The sequence below is a fragment of the Thermostichus sp. MS-CIW-40 genome (assembly GCF_054058315.1).
Window position 1 is genome coordinate 26,309 of record NZ_JBSSAC010000017.1, and the last position, 17,661, is coordinate 43,969.

Genomic DNA, 17,661 nt, shown 5'->3' on the forward strand with positions numbered 1-17,661 from the left:
TAGCCATAGTACTCCTCCAATTTATTGAGTAGTGAAGTTCCTCCTTCGGGGGGATCCCTAGAAATTGGAAACTTGGCCAAGGTGCCACCGGAGGTGCGGCGGGCGGCCATGTTCCCCCTTCGGGGGGATCCCTAGAAATTGGAAACAGGACTTGGGATCACTGTGGGCACAGCTGAGCAGATGGCGAGATTTTGGTCAGCATGGCAGAGAGCAGGGGGGTAGCTATGCCAGAAGGTTGGGAAAAAGTTACAGATTTAATGCGCCAACTGCAGGCAGTACAAGAGATTGCCGAGAGGGGGTATTGGCTCACCACGGAGGAACTGGGGCAGGTTTTAGGTTTACCAGAGTCCCGCTTGGCAATTCTGCGGGAACAACCCCTCGCCTATGAATTTCCGTGGCGCAACTTCCGCTGTTGTGTAGTTGACGAGCAAGAGGGGATCAGGCTTTGGTCTATCACTCCTAACAAGGCTATCAATGTCCACACCCCCACCACCGCGCCCCAAAAACAGCCTGCGGTCTATGCACGGGTGGATAACTTTTTGCCGCGGGACAAAAACCAACAGTTACTAGAATATGCGATCGCCAACGAAGGGCGGTTTGTCCCTTCCCGAAACTCAGCGAATGACAGTGAATACCGCCGTTCATGGGTGCTGCATGACTTCCCTGAGTTTTCAGGGGTGATTCTCCACTATGTGCAAATGCTAATCCCCCAAGTGCTCAAAAGCCTAAAAATGGAGCCATTTCCCATCGCCTACATCGAATGTCAAATGACAGCGCACAACCACGGCAATTATTACAAAGTGCACAATGACAACGGCAGTCCTGATGCCAAAGAAAGGGAACTGACCTATGTCTATTACTTCTACCGAGAACCCAAGCAGTTTTCTGGGGGGGAACTGCTGATCTACGACTCTGAAGTGCGAAACAATATGTATGTCAAAGCCGACACCTATAAAACCTATGTTCCTGCCAACAACACTATCATTTTCTTTCCCAGCTATCTGATGCACGAAGTTTTACCCGTGACTTGTCCCTCACGGCAGTTTGCCGATAGTAGATTTACGGTCAACGGCTGGGTACGGCGTAAATAGGCACATTGGGCGGAATGATACAAGTGCGGGTTCTGCCCCTGCCAGTGCAAACGATGCCATTGGACAAAATGGTGTAGCCAGTGGTTGCCCCTGCGATCCCGCCCGATGGTCGTCCCTTGACTGCTGGTGGTCTGCACAAAGTGATTACCACTGATCACATTCCCCCCCCCCTCAACTTTGACACTGCCATCGTCGTTGTAGTAGTTCCCCCTTCGGGGGGATCCCTAGAAATTGGAAACTCATACGAACCCACCGTTGGGAACGGTAGTTCCAGTAATACTGTTCCCCCTTCGGGGGGATCCCTAGAAATTGGAAACACGCTATTGGGACCAGACCAGAAAAACGCGAGTCCCCTCGAATGGTGTTCCCCCTTCGGGGGGATCCCTAGAAATTGGAAACAGCTTGAGATCTGGCGTTTTCCCTTGAACTCAAGTTGAGGGTTCCCCCTTGGGGGGGATCCTTAGAAACTGGAAAAGAGAAAATCGAAATCAAACGAAACTGGGCCTGGTTATCAGGCGGGCAGCGAAAACAACGGCTGAAACGCTCCAGAAATCGGCCTGCTGGCTGGGGAAAGTCGGGGAAAGTGAGGTCTGGATCCCCGGCAGCCACCGCTGCCCAAAAGTAGCGCAATTGTGGGGCCAAGGCTTGTGCCTGTTCCAAAGGCAAATTCAGCGGTGCGGAGGTTAAAAACTTAACCACCGCTGGTTCGCTGCGCTGGGCCATCCACTCCCGGGAGAACGCTTGCAAATCGGGCCAATCGGGCAGGGATCCCACCCGGTAGCTCTGGATATGGACTTGGATTCCGGTCTCTCGATCCGACCGGATCTCGACAAGGCGGTAGGGGTGGGGAAAGCTGACCAAAGAGCCGGTGGTAATGTCGTAAACCCCCCCTCGTCGGGCGATGTGCTGGATGTGCAGATGTCCGGTGAACACCAGTTGCACCCCATAAGCTTGCAGCAGCCGCCGCAACTGAGAGGCATTCTCCAGCATGTAGCGACGCCCCCAGGGATGGAGAGACTGGCCGCGCAGATGCTCGACCACATTATGGTGCACCATCAGCAGCACCAGCTCTTCTTTGGCTGCCGCCAATTCTTTCTCCAGCCAGGTCAGTTGTTCTGGGGTTAGACACCCCACCAATTGACCCTGAGCATCAAAATGGTTGGAATTGAGGCCGATCAAACGGATCCCTGGCCGCAACAGCCGACTGTAATCCAAAGACTGCCCATCCTCATAGCCAAAAGCTCGGTAGTAGCGGGGAAAATCCGCCAAACCGATGGAGCGCCCGTTGGCCTTGGGCTGGGGCACATCGTGGTTGCCGGGCACCACAAAAGCCGGAAAGGGCAGTCGAGCCAGCCGCTCTGCCAGCCATGCATGGTTTTCCGGCTCCCCATGCTGGGTCAGATCCCCCGGCAACAGCAGAAAATCCAGAGGCAACTGCACCAGATGCTGCAAAACCTGTTCCAGAGCCGGGATGCTCACCTCTACCAGGTGAAATCGGCTGGGGTGATCCCAAAGGGTGGAAGGGAGGGCGACGTGGGGATCGCTCACCACAGCAAAGCGGATCTGCACGGATTACTCCCCTTGACAACAGCAAGCAGATAGAGCCTTCGGCCCACCGGGGGGACAAGCGCTTCTGCTATTCTGGCATCCATCACGGGATCCCGATTATCTCAGGAGCACAGCATGGTGGCCCAGGTGATTACCATCGATCACCCTCTGGTGCAGCACAAGCTCAGCCTCATGCGCCGTGTTGAAACTACAACCGCCGACTTCCGAGCGCTGATGCGGGAGATCAGCCTCTTGATGGCCTACGAGGTGACCCGCGATCTGCCCCTCAAGCTACAGTCCATTCAAACCCCGATGGCCCCAATGTTGGCGCCGATGTTGGCGGCAGAGAAAAAGTTGGTGCTTGTCTCCATCCTGCGGGCCGGCCAAGGGCTCCTCGACGGCATGCTGGAGCTGATCCCATCAGCACGGGTGGGGCATATCGGCCTATATCGGGATCCCCATACCCTGATCCCCATCGAGTACTACTTCAAGGTGCCCACCGATATCGAAGATCGTGAGGTGCTGGTGGTGGATCCAATGTTGGCCACCGGCCATTCGGCAGCAGCGGCTGTAGCGCGCCTACGCCAAACCCGACCCCAGTCGATCCGCTTCATCTGCCTGGTGGCCGCCCCAGAAGGGATCCGGTATTTCCACGAACAGAACCCAGATGTGCCAATCTATACCGCTGCTGTAGACGATGGCCTAGACGAGCACGGCTACATCCTCCCCGGCCTAGGAGATGCAGGGGATCGCCTGTTCGGCACCCGCTGATGGGAGAGTGCCATGCCTACAGCACCCTATGTTGCTGCGCCACACTGAACGGGAACCGCACCGCTGTCGCGATTAGGAAGTTGGGTTGGGCGCCAACAACTGTTCCCCCCTCAACATGCGGGCAGCAGCGCTGAGCAGCTCCTCTTCCAGATAGGGCTTGGTGAAGTAGGCAGTTGCTCCCAGCTCCCGTGCTGTTTGCCGGTGCCGTTCTGCCCCTCGCGAGGTGAGCATGGCAACCGGGAGATGCTTGAAGTTGCTGTCTTCCCGCAGGCGGGTGAGCAGTTCTAGGCCGTCCATCCGCGGCATCTCGATGTCGCAGAAGATGAGGTCGCAGGGCAGGCCGCCGCGCAGTTTTTCCCAGGCATCCTGGCCATCCCGCGCCTGTTCCACCCGGTAGCCCACCTTCTGGAAAGACATCGAGAGCAGCTCCCGAACGGTGATCGAGTCGTCCACGATCAACACGGTGGTCTGGCGCACCTCTTCTGGGGTTGGCTCCTCATCCCGGTGATCCAGCCAGAAGCGGTTGAGATCCCGACGGCGACCGTGGGCTATGTCCACCAGCTCGATGATGTCGGCAATCGGCAGCACCCGCCCGTTCCCCAACACCGTTGCCCCAGAAATGCCCAGTGGCTTGGGCACAGGCCCGCGCAGTTGCTTGATCACGATTTCCTGCTCTTCCACGAAGCTGTCCACCTGCAGGGCAACATACTGGCCGGCACTTTGCAGGATGACAATGGGAATAATGCCCTCATCCTGGGTGATGCTGTACACCTCGGAACGGCTGCGGCTGTGGCTGCGGCTGTAGGCCAGCAGATTTGAGAGGGGCTGGAAGGGAAGGCGCTGATCCCGCCAGAGAATCGAGGGCCGCCCCTGCTCATCCGGCTGAACTTCGTCGGCAGGAACATCCAGCATCTCCTCCACGCCATCCAGGGGGAAGGCGATCAGGGCTTTGTCGCTGACACACACCATGGCCTTGGAGATGCTCAGGGTGAGGGGGAGGCGGATGGTGAAGGTGGTTCCTTTGCCCCGCACAGAATCCACTTGGATACTGCCGCGCAGATCGGTGATGTTGCGGCGCACCACATCCAAGCCAACCCCCCGCCCGGCCAGATCGTCCACTTCGCTGGCCTCGCGAACACTGAAGCCGGGGTGGAAGAGAACGTTGAACACTTCGTCTTCGTCGGCTTGCTCCGACAGCAGCCCCAGCCTTTGGGCCTTGGCCTTGACCTTCTCCACCGGGATCCCGGCGCCATCGTCCGAGACGATGATGATGGTTTGGTTGCCCTGATAGAAGGCCTTGACGGTGATCTTGCCCTCAGGGGGCTTGCCCGCCCGCCGCCGCTCCTCAGGGGTCTCGATCCCGTGTACCAGGGCGTTGTTCACCAGGTGGGTCATGGGGTCATAGAGCTCCTCCAGGATGGCCTTGTCGATGAGCGTGTCACGGCCTTCCACCACCAGGCTGGCCTGCTTGCCCGTTTTGATGGAGAGATCCCGAATGGCGCGGGGCAAGCGGTCGGCAACTTGCGAGAAGGGCACCATGCGCGCCCGGTTCAGGCCCTCTTGCAGTTGGGTGGTTACCTGCCGGAATTGGCGGGTGATCTGCTCGGCCTCATCCACGGCAAACTCGATGTCGGAGGAGGACTCGCGCACCCGCACGATGAGCTCAATGATCTCCTGGGCCAGAGCGTGGAAGGCCGTAAACTGATCCATCTCCAGCTTGTCGAACTCTTGGCCGGAGGAATGACTCCGCCTTCCTCGGCTGGATCCCTCCCCATTTCGACCGAAGCCCACCGTTACCGTGCCGCCATAGGCTGAGCTGCTGCGGCTGGAGAACAAAGCCGATTCCAGCAAGGAGCGGTCATACTGATCCCGCATGCGCTGGCCCAGATCCCCTAGCTGTTGCACACGGCCCAACAGGCCATCCAGAAACTGGCGCAGACGGGTTTGGTTTTGCTCCATGCTGTTGCGGATGACCACCAACTCTCCCACCAGGTTGTTGATGGAGTCGAGGTGGCGCACCTCCACCCGCATCACAGGGTTGCTGAGGGCAGCAGTTCGCCGTGAAGTCGGCCCAGTTGCCGCCGGAGCGGGAGCAGCAACAGATGGTGAAGGTGTAGGAGCAGCGGCAGGTGCTTGGGCAGGAACCTCGAGATCGCCCAGGAGCGATTCCAGCTGGGCTGCAAAGTCGTCAGCAGCCTCGCCGCTCGCGGCTGCAGGGGATCCCACAAGGGGGGCGATAGCCTTTTCTAGCTCAGGGGTTACCGCCGGCTCGGCAGCGTCGAAGAGGGCGGCCAAATCGTCCAAACGGGGAGCCGGAGCAGCTTCCAGCGCCTCTTCCTCTGGGGTCTCGGCCTCGCCAACAGGAACGGCTAAGGATTCATCCTCTGCAAACAGGCTGGCCAACTGGCTTTCCAGATCGTCCTCCGCAGGCTGGAGGGCATTTTCTTCCTCCAGTGCGGCAACCGGCGGCTCTGGCTCAGACACGGGCACTTCCGCCAGGCTGCTCGCTTGCAAAGCTTCTGTGTTCTCCAGGAAGGTGGCAAGATCCAAGGGGGGTTCTTCTTGGGGCGCTTCCCCTTCTGCAAAGAACTGGCTCAACTCATCCAGATCCACCTGGCTGTCGCTATCCATGGCCGAGAGGGATCCCCTGGCCCCCAGGCTCAGTTCTTCTGGGTCGGATTCCTGGGTGAATAGGGCATCGAGACGGTCGAAGGAGAGCTCGGGGGAAGGGGCGACTGCCTCCTCAGCCGTGGGTTGCAGGTCTGCGAAAGACTCCTCCTGGACCGGGAACAGATCCTCCAGAAGCGCCCACTCCTGGGCTTCTGCTGTGTCCCCAGCTGCTGATTGGGTCAGGGGGATGGAGTCCCCATCGGACGCCTCCTCGAGGGTCTCGCCGGCGAAGAGATCCCCTAGGCTCAGCTCGGCTCCGAAGTCTGGAATTGGCGATTCCCTCGGCTCATTGGCCATGTCGGGCGACGTGGGGAAGGGTTCGCCGATAAAGAGATCCCCCAGTTGCTCAGCTTCGGCAGCATCAGCCTCAGCGATGTCCAGGGATGGGCCAAAAAAGGGATCCAAAAATACGGAAGGTTCACTTGCTTCCGGCATCGACCAAGCCGGATCGGCTTCTGCCGCAGGGGTGGAAAAAAAGCTCTCCAGGCTGTCTTCGGCAGTATCGAAGGCAGCAGAGTCAGCGAACTCTGAGGATCCCACCTCGTCGGATCCCGACTCTGCCAGATAATCTGCTGGGATGGAAAAATCCTCTAGCTGGATATCTGCGGGAAATTCAGCCCAAAGGTCTGCTGCGATTTCCCCGTCCTCAAGGGCTTCCTGAAGGGGTGGGGACGGTTCAGCCGCCCAAGGATCGGCCTCCGGCTCACCAGCGGGAACGGCCTCCAAGTCCGGAAGCTGAGACCCTTCCTGCCGGAAAGCACTCTCTACGGGAAGTTCCTCCAGCTCAAATAGGGCCTCTACCCCGGCACTTGCGGCTTCGTCTGGGACAAAGCCGGATCCCTCGCCCATTTCCGCAGCAACGCTCTGGGCAGTCGGCTCCTGTTCAGCATCCCAGGCAGGCTCAGCAGAGACAAACCCCTCTGCCCCTTCACCCACCACTTCGGCAAACAGCTCCGCCAGATCGGCCTCAGCTCTCTCCTCATCCAACCTTGGGCTCAGATCCTCAAAGGTCTGCAAGAGGGGCTCAGGAGAGGAGGGGATCAGCTCCGTTGGGAACTCTTCGATATCGGATAGCGCTTCTGCGTTGGCAAACAGCTCGTCAAAGGCTGAGGTGGCTTCTTCCTCCAGATCCAAGGGAGTGGCATAGAGCTCCGCTCCGCTAACGCGACCGAAGTCGTCCGCAACAGAGGCCAAGTCAGCTCCCTGCCCGTCCTCTTCTGGGCTTTCTGCCGGCACGGCAGCTGTCCTCCAGTCTTCCTCCCAAGCCGCTTCGGCTCGGATCCCTGGCCAACTCAGATCCAGATCCCCCTCTTCCGCGGGAGCAGATCGGTGCTCTGAATCTGTTCCCGCCAGCGGGACGGAGTCCTCAGCAGTGCCCGCTTCCCCAAGGGATGAGGTCTGCTCTGCCACCAGATCCCAGCTTGTCTCTGCGCTCTCCTGCTCCGGCAACCGGTCGGCTCCGAGCTCATCTCCATCAAAAGAGGTCTCGGCGAGGGTTACCGCCTCTGGCACCGGCTCAGCTTCCCAGCTCAGATCGGGGGCAGCGCTTTCCTCCGCAGGGATCCCAGCAGCCGCAGCCCAATCCTCTGGGGCACCCCCAGGTTCTGGGAATGACGGCTCTGCCTCAGACCCCCAAGCAAGGCCAAGGTCGAAGGGCTCAGGGACTTCTGGCTCTTCAGGGGCTGCCGGAACAGGGCGGAAAGCCAGCAGCTCAGCCGAGGGCTGAATGGTGTTTGCCGCTCCATTGGCCAGAGCCTGGTGGGCTTGCTTCAGATCTCGCAGCACCGGCAGGGCCAACTGCCGCAAATCCTGGCTGGGATCCGCCAAAATCTCGCCGATCAAGCGGGTCAAATCTGTCCAGCCCCCCAGTTCCAGAGCCGAAGATTGCCCCAAATCCTGCAAAGATTGGGCCAGAGCTTGCAGAGCCGGTCGAGTGGCCGGGTCGTCAGGACGTTTGAACAGCTCCAGCATCTGGCGCAGCAGGGCCGGGATCTGCTGATGCACCACCACCTCAAGAGGATCCGGTGGGGCAGGAGGGGCGGCAGGGCGAGCCAATTGTTGCAGTTCTGAAGAAGGGGCAACCTGTTCGGCCTTGCCGTCTAGGATGAGCTGCTGTCCCTGCTTCAAATCCCGCAGGGCGACCAAAGCCAGAGCACGCAGGTCGGCATCGGGGTTGCCCAGAGCTTGCTCGAAAGTTTCCGTCAACTGTTGCCAGCCCGCCAGATGATGGACTTGCCCGATCTCCTTGAGAACGGCATTCGCCGCTGCCAAGCGCTCTCGGACATCTGGCTGATCCCGTTGTTTAAACAGCTCCAGCATCTGGCGCAACTGCTGCGGCACCACCTCCGCCATGTCCTGCTGTAGGGTGCGAACCGCCGGCGGCGAGACGGGAGCTGAGACAGGGCCCTCGCCGAGAAGATTTTGAATGTGCCTTTCGGTCTCTTGAAAAACCGGCTCCAATTCCGCCAGGGTGGTGTTGCTGACTTCTTGGGTGAGGCCGCGGGGGCTCTGCAGCTCCTCCAACAACATCGAAAGCCCATCAAAAGCCCGCAGCAGCAGGGTTTCCAGGTGCTGGTCGACAGGCACTCCGCCTGGACGGGAGCGAAAGATGTTGAAAAAATCTTCCATGCGGTGGGCCGTCCGTTGGATGCTGGTGAGGCCCAGCATGGCAGCTCCCCCCTTGATGGAGTGAGCAGCTCGAAACAGCTCGTTGATCAGCTCGGGATCGCTCATGCTGTCCCGCAGGCTGAGGAGCACTTGTTCAATCGTTGCCAAGTGGTCGCGGGCTTCTTCGATGAAATAACTGAGGATCCGCTTTTGTGCTTCTTCATTCATGGCAGGAGGCCCTTCCTACAGCCCACAGGTATGCATCAGTAATAGCAGACCGGACAGATTGAGGCTCGCCTGAGCGAAGAGTCCGGCCAAAAGTCGGAACAGGGGGATCCCAGTGGCATTTGCTAAGGATCGATAACGTCTCCTGCATGGGGATCCTTGTCCCTAGAATGCCCTCAAAACAGCAGATTTGCTCATTCATCCCCAACCCGGAAGCGACCGACAGAAGTTTGCAACTCGCGGGCGATGCTCACCAACTGTTGGAGCGAAGCTGCCACCTTCTGCGCCTCCTTAGAGGTCTCGTTGGCGGTCAACTCCACCGATTGCATCACCTGCGCCACAGAGCGAGAGGTTTCCGTTTGTTGCACGGTGGCCTGAGAGATCGCCCGCACCAACTCGTCGATCCGGCGACTGACCTCGATAATCTCGTCCAGGCTGTTCTTGGCCTGCTCGGCCCGCCGCGTCCCCTCGATCACCAGTTGGGTGCCTTCTTCCATAGCCGTCATCACGTTGCCGGTTTCCGATTGAATCTGCAACACGATCTGCTCAATCTCCTTCGAGGCTTTGGCAGCTCGGTCGGCCAGTTGTCGCACCTCATCGGCCACGATGGCAAAGCCCCGTCCCGATTCCCCGGCTCGGGCCGCCTCGATGCTGGCGTTGAGGGCAAGCAGGTTGGTGCGCGAGGCAATTTGAGAGATCAAAGCCACAATTTTGGAAATTTCCTGCGAGGATTCCGCCAATCGCTTCACTTTGCGGGTGGTTTCTGCCACGGTTTCGCGAATTTCCAGGATGCCACTTACCGTGCGATCCACAGCTTCTCCACCCCGAGCGGCTGCTTCTGTGGCTTGGGCAGTCACGTTGGCCGCTTCGCGGGCGTTGCTGGCCACCTCTTGAATGGAGTCCGTCATCTCCTGAATGGAGTTGAGGGAGTTGGAAATCTCCTCCGCCTGGCGCAAGGCGTCGGCAGAGAGGCTGCGGGCAAAGTCCTCGTTCTGCAAGGCGGCATCGTTCACGGCGGCGGCGGCCCGCTTCACCTGGCTGACAATGTCTCGCAGACTGCGAATGGTCAGGTTAAAGGAGTCGGCCACAGCCCCCAGCACGTCGGCAGTCACCTCTGCCCGCACCGTCAGGTCTCCACGGGCAGCCCCTTCCACGTCGTCCAGCAGGCGAATCACCTGGCGCTGTAGGTCTTCCTTAGCTTGCCCTTGCTCGGCAGCCCGCTGGCTCAGTTCGGCGAAGTTGGCTTCAAGGGCAGCCGCCATCTGGTTAAAGCTGTCGGCCAAGCGCCCCAGCTCATCGTGGGTGTTGGCTGTGGCTCGTACTGAATAATTCCCCTGGGCCAAGGCGGCAAAGTGGCCGGCCAGCTCTTGGGCGGTGGAGCGAATTTGTTTGGCACTGCTGGCCCCGAGGATAACCCCTGCTCCTGTGCCGATCAGCCCGCCTCCAATCACCCCGGCAATCAAGCGAGCTCCCCCATTGGCCGGGATCCCAAGGCCAATCGCCAGCCCGGCAGCCAAACTCACCGCTCCTTGGATAAGCGCTATGGCCAATTGCCGATCCCCAATCGGTCGGTTGGCGATCCCAGCAGAGGTTCTTGCCCCTTGTTCACCTACACTGGGAATAGGGAGGGAGGCCGTGGGCAGCAGGACTTGGGCCGCTCCGCTGCCGGTCTCCGCCATTGGGCTCATCCCCCCAATCGCCCCCTCATCTGGGTGGAAGGCCCCCACCGGCTCGCCGCCATCCATGCCGGCAAGTTCGCGATCCAGGCTGTCTAGCTCGTCAAGCTCGAAGAGGGCAGAGCCGGGACTGGCAGTATCTTCATCGGGGGCAGGGATCGGCTCACTCATGGGGGCAGCCAATTCGGTCGGCAGGCTTTCTTCCAGGGATCCCCCCTCCTCTTCCTCAAGACCGGGCAGGGAGAAGCCCATCTCATCGGGAAAATCGGCATCGCCGGCCAACTGCGTAATGGAGTCGAAGTTGTCTTCTAGGGCTTCCAGATGCTCTCGATCGAACTCGTTGAGGAAGGCAAAGTCATCTTCGACCACCGGATCGGTTTGAGGCCCGCCCTCTTCCGAGCCTACCCGTCGCGAGGTGGCCGGTGGTGTTACCCGAGAATGGGTCGGCATCGGGTGAGATGAACCCAATGGATCAGCTCCCGGCATTTGCAGGCCGGTCTCCAAGGGATCCCTGAATCTCTCTTCCCCCATGAAATCGCTGCCAAGGCTGTCTGCCTCCAGTGGAAAGGGATTCTGAGCAAAGGGATCCGCCTCCTCTTCCCCCATCTCCTCGAACTGCAAGAAGGGATCGGGAGCAGAGAAAGCCTCTTCCGAAAAGGCATCCGACCCACGGGCAAACTCATCTTGAGGGCGAAACTCGTCCGCTTCTGGGGAATCGGGAAGATCCGCCAGCTCCGGTGCCATTTGCAACAGCTCTTCTAGACCCTTCCGGGCCGACTCCAGCTCATCGGGATCACTGGCTGTTTGTAAAATGGTGTTGTAGGTTTGGCGAGCTTCCAACAACTGCCCAGCTTGTTTTTGTGCCAAAGCCAGCAGCAGCTTGACAGCAGTATCTTGCGGTTCAGCAGCGGCCACTTGGTTGAACAACCGCACCGCCCGGACGTAGTCTCCCTGCCAAAAGGCGGCCATCGCATCGGTGTAGTCTCTCTGACTGTTCGCGCTCGGAACCATGGATCCTCCCTTCACTGCTTGCCTACCTCTGTTCACGCGTCAACACAGATGCAAACGGAACGCCCCCAACACCTCAAAACCCCATGGATGCAGGCTATCCCCCCTTTTCCACATTCAGTCAAGCAAGAGTGGGCCTTTCTGCCGCCGTCTCAGGGCTTACCCTCAACAGCCTCGACACGCATCGGTAGGGGATAGATTTGGTCCAACTTTCCCCATTGTGGCTGGAGTTAGCTTGGATCTTTGATAGGAACTATACACTTTCCTCCCGCTGAGCTCCCAGGGGGCCGTCTGTCAACCCCAACGATTGGATCGCAGGATGGCCGACTGATCCAGCAATGGCAAGCGCGATCCCGTTCCGGGCACCACCCATTCCCCTCGCAAAAAAGGAGCCATGGACTCAGGAGCCGTGAGGGCAGGCCGCACCAATTCAGTCTTCAGCCACTCCATGCCTACAATTAAATCCACAGCCAAGCCCATGAGCAAATCCTGTTGATCCATCACGGCCACCACAGGAATCTCGGCTCGGTCGATGTTCAGGGGCGGGCTGATCCCCAAAAATTGCCCCAGGTCTGCAACCCAGATGATCTCGCCCCGCAAATTCAGCGTGCCCAGCAAAACTGGGTCCACATTGGGCATGGGGGTGATTTTCTCTGGGCCAATGCTCATCACCTCCACAACCGATACCGCTGGCAGCGCAAATTCCTCCCCGGTGGCAATCTTGAACTTTAGGAATAGCTCACCTTCGGGAGCCTCCATCTCCCGCAACTCTTGGGTCTCATCCCCCATCAATAAATCCAGATCCCCCAGCATGATGCTCCCCCGCATGGATAGTCTTGTGGACTGTTGATCCCGCCCCCCTCCCTGCTTAAAACGCAGAGTCGTTCTCAGGACCTACCGAAAGGCGTGGAAGCAGAAGGGGCAGCTCTCAGCCTCTCAGTAATTGCTTAATCGTACCCACCAGTTCCTGGGGCTGGAAAGGCTTGGCAATGTAGGCATCCGCTCCCTGGCGGATCCCCCAGTAGCGGTCAAATTCTTCGCCCTTGGAAGAACACATGACGATGGGCGTTTTTTGGGTGAGAGGGTCGGCCTTGAGAAGACGGCACACCTCATAGCCGTTCATGCGCGGCATGACGATGTCCAGCACGATCAGGTCGGGTTTGTTTTGCTTCACCGCCTCTACGGCCTCCACCCCGTCTTCCACAGTCATCACCTCGAAGCCGTTTTCCTGCAGCAGCTTGCTGATCATCTCCCGCTGGGATTGGCTATCTTCCACCACCAAAACGCGACTCATTTCCGATTCATCTCCCGCAATTGATGTTTGATGGTCGCCAGGAGCTCTTGGGGCTTAAAGGGCTTGGTTACATAGGCATCCGCCTGGTTGCGCCTGGCCCACTCGATATCAAAGGTCTGGTCTTTGGTGGAACACATGACGATGCGAATGTGTTTGGTACTTTCATCCCCCTTCACTTCCCGGCATACCTCGTAGCCGTTCATGCGCGGCATGACAATATCCAGCACCACCACATCAGGCTTCTGCTGGCGAATGCACTCCATTGCCTCTACGCCGTCTGTTGCTGTGGAGACTTCCAAACCGTTCTCGGAAAGCAAGCTGGAAATGGTCTCCAGGTAGGTACGGTTGTCATCCACCACCAGCACTTTGCTCATCGCCGTCTTGCTCCTTTTGCACTCCCGCGCAACCGTCGGGCTGCTTTGACTGAGGTTTGCTCTTGTAACCTCACCTGGCTCCCTGGCTCCGGGCCGGCCATGCTACCCCTATTGTTTCGGTGAGGCCACTCTTCTGTCCAGTACTTCGCCTATAGTCTTCTGTGCCAACATTTTGGCTACCCCAACGCCTATTCGCCACCGCCCCGTTTGGGGGGAGGGCCCACGTAGGATTCGACAATGGTCAACAACTCCTTTTCCGCAAAGGGTTTGCTCAAAAATTCGTTCGCTCCGGCCATGCGGGCCTTAATCCGGTCGGTAAAACCATCCTTGCCGGTCAGCATAATCATGGGGGTTTCGCGGAACTGGCTGGATTTGCGCAACATGGCGCACAGCTCATACCCATCCAACTTGGGCATGGCCACATCGCAGAGAATCATGTCGGGGTTGAGAAGAAACACCTGTCCCAGCGCTTTGAGAGGATTGCCGATGGTGGTAACCTGGTAGCCCTCGTTTTGCAGGATGAACTCTACGGTTTTTTGGATGGCCATGGAGTCGTCGATGCAAAGGATGTGGCTGGGCTTATCGCTGGGTTTGAGGGGACGGCTGGGCTTGGGCTCCGCGATCAAGACGGGCTCGGACAGTTGAATGGCCCCTTGGCGGACGTAGGGATAGATGGCCTTGGCCACCGCCAGGGTGTCTCGACCCAGGTAGCGACCCATCTGGCGAATGCTGGTTTTGCCGTCTGACCACTCGCTCAGGGCTTTGAAGACGGGGGCGGGCAGGTTTTGCTGGAGCGGCAGGGGGTTGACGATGGTGGGAGCTTGGTTGGGAGCTTGGATGTAGGGGTGCAGCTTTTTCCACTCCTGCACTTGGGCTACGATCTCGGTGAGCAGGGGGGTGACGGGGAAGGTGGTCAATTGGGGGGCCAGGGGGGATCCGGCCTCAAAAATGAAGGAACCCTGGTGGAGGCTGAGCAGGTCGAAGAGGACTTCCCGCACCATGCCCAGCAAGATTTGCTTGCCCTGGTTGGGGTTGAGCTTGTGGTTTTCCAGCAAAGACCAGAGGCGGTTGTATTCGGGGGCGTTGACCGCGGCTTTGTGGGGAATTTGAATTTCCTCCAGGGCGGCTTCCAGCTTGAAGCGGTGCAGATAGTCTCTGAGGCGGGCAATGTTCCCTTCCGTTTCAGAGGCGTAGATAATCCGCCCATTCAGGAAGAAGACAAACCAGTAGACAGAGGGGCTGGCCTCTACAAAAAGCTCACCGGTGCGCTGGCCCAGCTCGATGAGCTGAAGGATGCTGCGGATATCGATCTCTTGTAGTTTTCCTTGCATGGGATCCCTGCCTGCAGTCCAGCAAGATACGTCCATTATGACGCTAGTCTTTAACTGTTGCTGCCCCGCCGGTAAGGCCATTTTCGGGAAGAGGGTTAAAGTTTAAAAAAGTTGGGGTTTGACTTGGGCCGAGCGCCTGCATTCCCCGAGGTATCTCTGGACTCCAGCAGACCCTCCCAATTAGAGCAGAATGGAGAGAACTGCCACCAGTAAACCTGTTCTTTGAGTAACCTATGCTGCCAATTCTCACCTCTTGGGTGCTTGGCCCGCTGCTGGCGCTTTACACCATCTTGTTTGTGCTGCGCATCTTTCTGTCGTGGTATCCACAACTGGATACTTCCCGGTTGCCCTACTCGCTGGTGGTCGGCCTGACGGAGTTTCTGTTAAGCCCGACCCGCCGCCTGATCCCGCCGCTGGGAGGTGTGGACATGGCCCCTGTGGTTTGGGTGGGCCTGGTTACCCTGTTGCGGGAGGTGTTGCTGGGGCAGCAGGGGCTGCTGACAATGGCCCTGCACTGAGAGCGTTTTTGCCAACCATCTCTCATCGACTCTGCAAAATTGGGATCCGCTCGCCGAGGCTCTGGAAAGGCTGGCCCTCGGCGCCTTCTCGGAGCTCCTCCTGTCTCTGTCGCAGTTGCCGGATCAGCTCCGGCACCACCTGGTAGAGATCCCCGACAATGCCGTAGTGGGCAAATTTGAAGATAGGAGCGGCGCTGTCTTTGTTGATGGCAATGATCGTCTGGGATTTGTCCATGCCCACGCGATGTTGAATGGCCCCAGAAATGCCGCAGGCGATGTAGAGCTGGGGGCGGACGGTCTTGCCGGTTTGGCCCACCTGGTGGGCATAGGGGATCCACCCAGAATCCACGGCCTTGCGGGAGGAGCCGACGGCGCTGTTGGGAAAACAAGCGGCCAACTCCCTCAACAGCTCAAATCCCTCTGGGGATCCCAGCCCGTAGCCGCCGGAAACAATTACCTTGGCGCGGGTGAGATCTACCGCCTGGGACAGGTTGCGCACCGTTTCCACAATCTGCAGGCGCAGATCGCCGGGATCCAAGTTGACCGGCACCGGGATCACGTCCCCCTGGCGGGATCCATCCCAGGGCAGAGGCACCATCACCCCTGGGCGCACCGTGGCCATTTGCGGGTTTTTCCACGGGCCAAGGATGCGAGCCTTGAGAGATTCGCCGAAGCTGGGCCGGATGGCATAAAGGCAGTCGGGGAAGAAGCCGGACTTGCTGGGATCTTTGCTGTTGGTGTACTCGAAGGGGCCAATGTCCAGCTCGGTGCAGTCAGCGGTCAGGCCGGTCTCCAGGTGGGCGGCCAAGCGGGGGGCCAGATCTCGCCCGGTGGTGGTGGATCCCAGCAGGATGGTGTGGGGTGGTTGGGGCCAGCTTTTGATCAAGTCCGTGATCACCCGGCGGTAGGGCAAGGTGCGGTATTCGGCCAACTCCGGATGATCGGCAATGAAGACTTGATCTGCCCCGTGGCCGATCAGAATTGGGGGCAAGTGGGCAATGTTGTATCCAAGCACAAGAGCGCTCAAGGTGGCTCCCAGCTTATCGGCCAGCCGCCGCCCGGCTCCCAACAACTCTAAGCCGATGGGCTGCAATTCCCCATTCACCTGCTCCGCGAAGACCAATATCCGCTTGCGATCCATAAAACTGTGACTCCTAGGTTGAGATCGGGATTGAATCGGGTTGGGGTTGCGACGAGGTCAGCAGAGTCCTTCTGGGTCAACTTTTCACCGCAGCCAGCTGGCCTGGGGTCGATGATCAGACAGTGATGATTGAGGGGCGATGGGGGGCCGGTGGGGCGCAAGATGTAAAGATCTAGGAGGTTGCGGCGTAGCGGGAGAGGTCAACGGCCTGGGTCAGTTGGTTGACCAGTTGGGGGACGGATTGTCCCTGAAAGACCTGACAGTTGCCGCCAATTTCCCCCACTTTTTCGGTGGCAGCCACGATGGTTGGGGATCCCTTGAGACCGCAGCGCTCCGGGTCTGCCCCCACATCGTCCAAGTTGAGGATCTGGATTGCCTCGGCCCGTGCCATTTCATCCCGCATTAGCCGCTGCACCCGCTGCACACCCCGTAGAGTGGGGTAGGCCAAACGCCGAGCGGAATTGGCCACCGTAATCAAAACCGGCAGGGGCACCATCACGATCTGGGATCCCCCTTCAATGGCCCGCCGCGCCACCAGGATCCCATCCCGAATCTCGAAGGCTTCGCAATAGGTGACCTGAGGGATCCCCAATCGCTCCGCCAGTTGTGGCCCCACCTGGGCCGTATCGCCGTCGGTGGTCTGGAGCCCACAGAAGATCACATCAGGCCGGCCAGCATAGCGAACCGTCTGGGCCAGGGTATACGCTGTGGCTAGGGTATCGGAAGCGGCCAAGCGGCGGTCGGTCATCAAAATACCCCGATCCACCCCGTGGGCAATGGCCTCGTAGAGCACCTCAATGGCCGGGGGTGGCCCCATTGTAATTGCCGTTACTCTCGCCCCGTGTTGCCGTTTGGTTTGCAGAGCTGCTTCCAGTGCATAGCGATCAAAAGGGTTTAACATCCGCTTGGCCTTGGCGCGATCGATCGTGCCGTCACTGTTGATGCCGGCCTTGGCGTTTTGATCGGGAACTTGCTTAATCAGAACAAAAGTTTCCAAGGGCCTAAACTCCCTAGTGATCCCCTCCAGGTTAAAAGGGATCCCTGGGCGCCACACACTTATTCAGCTTTTTTTCGGGATCGGAAAAGCCACCCCGGCATTAAGCCCTCATAAGCTGCCTTTCCCAGCACATTGGTTTCCCAAGTTTAAGTAACCTTAAACAAAGTTTGAGATATTTCCTCACTGCTCTGGGTCGCTTGCGGTTCTCCCCTCAAGAGAAATTTGGGCTCCCTCCTGTGAACAGGACAAGCTTTGGGAATATCTCGCTTGGATGACAGAGCCAATCGCGACAGCGGGCCGTAGGCCTTTGAGCTACGTCTCTCACCGGTCATCGAGAAAAGTTGACCAGCTGGCAGGAAGGGCTAGCTGTCTGCAAAAGTCAACAGACAGAGGCCTCAAAGTTGGTACCG

General features: G+C 58.9%; 12 protein-coding genes. 3 read left to right on the forward strand and 9 right to left on the reverse strand.

Annotated features, from left to right (window positions below; genetic code table 11):
* Positions 1 to 200: 200 nt before the first annotated feature.
* On the forward strand, positions 201 to 1,091 hold the full coding sequence (locus ACVWXF_RS07265; protein ID WP_414344481.1) for a 2OG-Fe(II) oxygenase: 891 nt from the start codon (positions 201 to 203) through the stop codon (positions 1,089 to 1,091).
* 384 nt (positions 1,092 to 1,475) lie between these two features.
* Here the strand turns inward: ACVWXF_RS07265 and ACVWXF_RS07270 are convergent, their stop codons facing one another.
* Positions 1,476 to 2,660, reverse strand: a complete 1,185-nt coding sequence (locus tag ACVWXF_RS07270) for a metallophosphoesterase family protein (RefSeq protein ID WP_457474036.1) — start codon at positions 2,658 to 2,660, stop codon at positions 1,476 to 1,478.
* Between the two features lie 114 nt (positions 2,661 to 2,774).
* Here ACVWXF_RS07270 and upp point away from each other — a divergent pair, with 114 nt between their 5' ends.
* Positions 2,775 to 3,410: a uracil phosphoribosyltransferase gene (gene upp / locus ACVWXF_RS07275; protein ID WP_457474037.1), complete on the forward strand. Its 636-nt coding sequence runs from the start codon at positions 2,775 to 2,777 to the stop codon at positions 3,408 to 3,410.
* A 72-nt stretch (positions 3,411 to 3,482) separates the two neighbouring features.
* Here upp and ACVWXF_RS07280 read toward each other — a convergent pair whose 3' ends face one another.
* From ACVWXF_RS07280 to ACVWXF_RS07305, 6 genes are all read right to left on the reverse strand, one after another.
* Positions 3,483 to 8,915, reverse strand: a complete 5,433-nt coding sequence (locus ACVWXF_RS07280; protein WP_457474038.1) for a response regulator — start codon at positions 8,913 to 8,915, stop codon at positions 3,483 to 3,485.
* A gap of 191 nt (positions 8,916 to 9,106) precedes the next feature.
* Positions 9,107 to 11,599 carry a methyl-accepting chemotaxis protein gene (locus ACVWXF_RS07285; RefSeq protein WP_457474039.1) on the reverse strand — a complete coding sequence of 831 codons (2,493 nt, stop codon included), beginning with the start codon at positions 11,597 to 11,599 and terminating at the stop codon, positions 9,107 to 9,109.
* A 291-nt stretch (positions 11,600 to 11,890) separates the two neighbouring features.
* Positions 11,891 to 12,409 (reverse strand): CheW domain-containing protein, encoded by a 519-nt coding sequence (locus tag ACVWXF_RS07290; RefSeq protein ID WP_414328792.1) that lies wholly within the window; start codon positions 12,407 to 12,409, stop codon positions 11,891 to 11,893.
* A gap of 115 nt (positions 12,410 to 12,524) precedes the next feature.
* A complete protein-coding gene (locus ACVWXF_RS07295; protein ID WP_011433531.1) occupies positions 12,525 to 12,890 on the reverse strand; it encodes a response regulator transcription factor in 366 nt (121 codons plus the stop codon).
* Complete coding sequence (locus tag ACVWXF_RS07300) at positions 12,887 to 13,264, reverse strand: response regulator (protein ID WP_414328794.1); 378 nt, start codon at positions 13,262 to 13,264, stop codon at positions 12,887 to 12,889. Before ACVWXF_RS07300 ends, ACVWXF_RS07295 begins: the two co-directional genes overlap by 4 nt.
* 188 nt (positions 13,265 to 13,452) lie before the next feature.
* Positions 13,453 to 14,595 (reverse strand): response regulator, encoded by a 1,143-nt coding sequence (locus tag ACVWXF_RS07305; protein WP_414419298.1) that lies wholly within the window; start codon positions 14,593 to 14,595, stop codon positions 13,453 to 13,455.
* Between the two features lie 233 nt (positions 14,596 to 14,828).
* Between ACVWXF_RS07305 and ACVWXF_RS07310 the strand changes: the two genes are divergently transcribed.
* Entirely contained in the window at positions 14,829 to 15,113 is a 285-nt protein-coding gene (locus ACVWXF_RS07310) for a YggT family protein (RefSeq protein ID WP_457474040.1), read from the forward strand.
* Between the two features lie 22 nt (positions 15,114 to 15,135).
* Here ACVWXF_RS07310 and ACVWXF_RS07315 read toward each other — a convergent pair whose 3' ends face one another.
* Both ACVWXF_RS07315 and ACVWXF_RS07320 read right to left on the reverse strand, forming a co-directional pair.
* A complete protein-coding gene (locus tag ACVWXF_RS07315; protein WP_457474041.1) occupies positions 15,136 to 16,254 on the reverse strand; it encodes an electron transfer flavoprotein subunit alpha/FixB family protein in 1,119 nt (372 codons plus the stop codon).
* Between the two features lie 172 nt (positions 16,255 to 16,426).
* Entirely contained in the window at positions 16,427 to 17,251 is an 825-nt protein-coding gene (locus tag ACVWXF_RS07320; protein WP_011433536.1) for an electron transfer flavoprotein subunit beta/FixA family protein, read from the reverse strand.
* Positions 17,252 to 17,661 lie beyond the last annotated feature (410 nt).

Coding starts and splice junctions, on each gene's coding strand:
- ACVWXF_RS07315 (WP_457474041.1), bottom strand. CDS start 16,254: ATGGATCGCAAGCGGATATTGGTCTTCGCGGAGCAGGTGAATGGGGAA.
- ACVWXF_RS07310 (WP_457474040.1), top strand. CDS start 14,829: ATGCTGCCAATTCTCACCTCTTGGGTGCTTGGCCCGCTGCTGGCGCTT.
- ACVWXF_RS07285 (WP_457474039.1), bottom strand. CDS start 11,599: ATGGTTCCGAGCGCGAACAGTCAGAGAGACTACACCGATGCGATGGCC.
- ACVWXF_RS07295 (WP_011433531.1), bottom strand. CDS start 12,890: ATGAGTCGCGTTTTGGTGGTGGAAGATAGCCAATCCCAGCGGGAGATG.
- upp (WP_457474037.1), top strand. CDS start 2,775: ATGGTGGCCCAGGTGATTACCATCGATCACCCTCTGGTGCAGCACAAG.
- ACVWXF_RS07300 (WP_414328794.1), bottom strand. CDS start 13,264: ATGAGCAAAGTGCTGGTGGTGGATGACAACCGTACCTACCTGGAGACC.
- ACVWXF_RS07305 (WP_414419298.1), bottom strand. CDS start 14,595: ATGCAAGGAAAACTACAAGAGATCGATATCCGCAGCATCCTTCAGCTC.
- ACVWXF_RS07265 (WP_414344481.1), top strand. CDS start 201: ATGGCAGAGAGCAGGGGGGTAGCTATGCCAGAAGGTTGGGAAAAAGTT.
- ACVWXF_RS07290 (WP_414328792.1), bottom strand. CDS start 12,409: ATGCTGGGGGATCTGGATTTATTGATGGGGGATGAGACCCAAGAGTTG.
- ACVWXF_RS07280 (WP_457474038.1), bottom strand. CDS start 8,915: ATGAATGAAGAAGCACAAAAGCGGATCCTCAGTTATTTCATCGAAGAA.